Origin of the sequence: Corallococcus sp. RDP092CA (assembly GCF_041903675.1) — a bacterium.
Classification (GTDB): Bacteria; Myxococcota; Myxococcia; order Myxococcales; family Myxococcaceae; genus Corallococcus.
Map to the genome: position 1 here is coordinate 145,365 of NZ_JAYESI010000014.1, position 2,457 is coordinate 147,821.

Consider the following 2,457-nt stretch of genomic DNA (forward strand, 5'->3'; position numbering starts at 1 on the left):
GCGGGGGAAGGGGGGGCGCCTTGCGGAGTCACAGGGCTGCGTTACCCCTGAAGACATGACCGAAGTCCACTCCCAGACCCGTGAGTACACCCTGCCAGCCGGGTGCCCCGTGTGCGAGTCGGACCTCCCGGTGCGGGTCACCGCGACCGGTCCGAACGCGGTCTGCACGCACTGCGGCTGGATGGGCCGCCCGTTCATCACCGTGACGCACGAGGGCCTGCGCGTGTCATACGACGACGCCGCGCGGGCTTGAGCGCCTGCGCAGCGCGAGCGGGCCTGGTGAGACGCAACTCGGAGTGAGGCGCGCGGTGCCTCGGCGGATGTCTATCGAGGCGCCGCCTCGACCTGCCCCGCTCCGGGCGCGTGCTTCAGGCCTGCCTCCGGATTCACCTTCGCGAGCACTTCTTCGTCGATCTCGACCTGGGTCTGCGTCCGCAGCTTCTCGACCAGGGCTTCCAGCGCCTTCGCCCGTCGCTCCGCGCCCAGCCGTTGCGTGATGCGAGGCTTTGCCTGCTCGAATGACTGTTCATGCCCCACCTGACGTGCCTGCAACACCAGGAGATGGACTCCCGTATCGCTTTCAACAGGCGCGGACAGCTGGCCCACCACTTTCAGGTTCCACGCGGCCTCCGCGAGCGCCTCGCCGCCCAGGGCGGTCAATTCCTCACGCGTGTGGAAGCCCAGGTCCCCTCCCTGGGCCTGCGTCGCCGTGTCCTGGGAATGCGCCCGCACCGCCGCGTCGAACGCGCGCGGGATGTCTCCTGCCTTTCGCACCTCCGCAGCCAGCTTCACCGCCTGCGTCAGCGCCTTCTGCCGCTCTGGCGTCCCTCGCGGCGCCTTCAATACGAGTTGGCTGATGCGCACGCGCTCTGGCTTCACGAACTCCGCGAGGTTGGCGTCGTAGAAGGCTTTCGCGTCCGCGTCGCTCACCACCGCTTCCGCGGACTCCGTCTGGGATTTCACCAGCTGCTGCACCATCACCTTGTCGAGCATTGCCCGGACCTCGGGGTCCGACTCCAGCCCGCGACGCTTTGCTTCCTGGACCAGCAATTCAAAGCGAACAAGGTTGTCTAGGAATTCCTTTTTCTTTTCCGGAGTTCCATAGCGGGCCCTGACAAAGGCGGGCTGTTCCGCCAGCTTCGCCTCCAGCTCCGCCTGGGTGATTTTCGTCTCCCCCACGCGGGCGACGACAGGGCCCGTCACGATCGGGGTCGAGGCTGACTTCTCCTTGCTACAGCCGCCTACTCCCAGGGACAGCCCCAACACTGCCAGCCCCATCCACCTGAACTTCCATCCCATCGAAATCTCCACGGTCAATCGGCCCCCGGGCGCGGACGGAGTGCCCCCGCCATTGAATGTCACTCTGTCTGCTATCCTACAGCTGCTTTTGATCAATGGTCGATCTGGAGTATTTCCAGTCGCCTCGGGCAAGCGGACACTGGACGGCATGGGACAACGACGGGGCGCAGGGTTTTGGATGGCAGGTTCGTCGTTGCTTCTCGGTCTGGCGTGTGGCGGCCGGGCTGGCACCGAGCCCACGTCTTCCGTCAGCACTTCTTCCGTCGTGGCGCGCTTTGATGGAGGCGTGGTGACCCAGGACGAAGTCCTGCGCGAAAGCCAGCGGCTCCCTCCCAACCTCCGTGAACGCTTTGAGACCGGTCCGGGACGTCAGGAATTCATTCGTTCCCTGGTTGATAAGCGATTGCTGTTCCAGGAAGCCACCCGCCGGGGCATTCCCCAGGACGCGGAGATCCGCCGTCAGGTGAGGGAGCTGGAGGAGCGGCTGAGCATCCAGGCCCTCCTCGCCCAGGAAGAGAAGGCCGTCCCTGCTCCCACGGAGGCGGAGTCGCGGGCCTTCTATGAGAGCCATCTCGAGCGGTTCGCCCAGCCGGAGCGGCTCCGGTTGGCCCGGGCATGGGTGATGGTGCCTCCTGGAAGTGGACGCCCGGTCTGGGAGCAGGCACGCCAGCGCGCCGAAGCCTTGCGAAAGCGGCTGGTCGCGGGCGAGCCGGTGGCGAAGGTCGCGGCCGCCGGCGATGGCCCGGAGCGTGCGCGCGGCGGTGAGTGGGGGCTGCTGGCGCGGGGCGAGTTCGGGAACGCGGAGCTCGAGAAGGCCGCGCTGGCGTTGAGCCACCCCGGTGCCGTCTCCACGGTGGTGCAGGATGCGACGGGCGTGGGCGTGCTGGTGCTGCAGGAGCGCCGCCTCGCGCGGGTGCCGCCCTTCGAGGAGGTGCGCGAAGCGGTGGCAGGGCAGATGGCGCCAGGAGCCCAGCGGCGCGTGTTCGAGCAGCTCCTGACGCGGCTTCGGGCCGCGTCCTCCGTCCAGCTGTCGGACGGGACCGGATCCCCGGCGGGGAATCCGGACGTGAAGCCTTGATGGGGCGTGGCGGGTGGTGGGGCCTTGCCTTCTGGCAGGCGGCCCGGGTCGAGCGGTCTTCGTTGGAATGAGGGGGAGCG

3 protein-coding genes are annotated in these 2,457 nt (G+C 67.8%); 2 read left to right on the forward strand and 1 reads right to left on the reverse strand.

The genetic code is table 11. From position 1 onward, the window contains the following. Window positions 1–55: 55 nt before the first annotated feature. The gene (locus U8525_RS17535) at window positions 56–253 is read left to right on the forward strand and encodes a hypothetical protein (protein WP_374267097.1); all 198 of its coding nucleotides are present in this window, start codon (window positions 56–58) and stop codon (window positions 251–253) included. Window positions 254–324: 71 nt separating this feature from the next. Here the strand turns inward: U8525_RS17535 and U8525_RS17540 are convergent, their stop codons facing one another. Continuing rightward, window positions 325–1,299, reverse strand: a complete 975-nt coding sequence (locus U8525_RS17540; RefSeq protein WP_374267100.1) for a peptidyl-prolyl cis-trans isomerase — start codon at window positions 1,297–1,299, stop codon at window positions 325–327. Between the two features lie 403 nt (window positions 1,300–1,702). On the opposite strand from U8525_RS17540, the gene U8525_RS17545 reads away from it, so the two are divergent. Next, complete coding sequence (locus U8525_RS17545) at window positions 1,703–2,377, forward strand: peptidylprolyl isomerase (protein ID WP_374267102.1); 675 nt, start codon at window positions 1,703–1,705, stop codon at window positions 2,375–2,377. Window positions 2,378–2,457 lie beyond the last annotated feature (80 nt).

What these genes read in the sequence shown, in the direction of transcription:
- U8525_RS17535 (WP_374267097.1), top strand. Translation starts at nt 56, where the DNA reads ATGACCGAAGTCCACTCCCAGACCCGTGAGTACACCCTGCCAGCCGGG.
- U8525_RS17540 (WP_374267100.1), bottom strand. Translation starts at nt 1,299, where the DNA reads ATGGGATGGAAGTTCAGGTGGATGGGGCTGGCAGTGTTGGGGCTGTCC.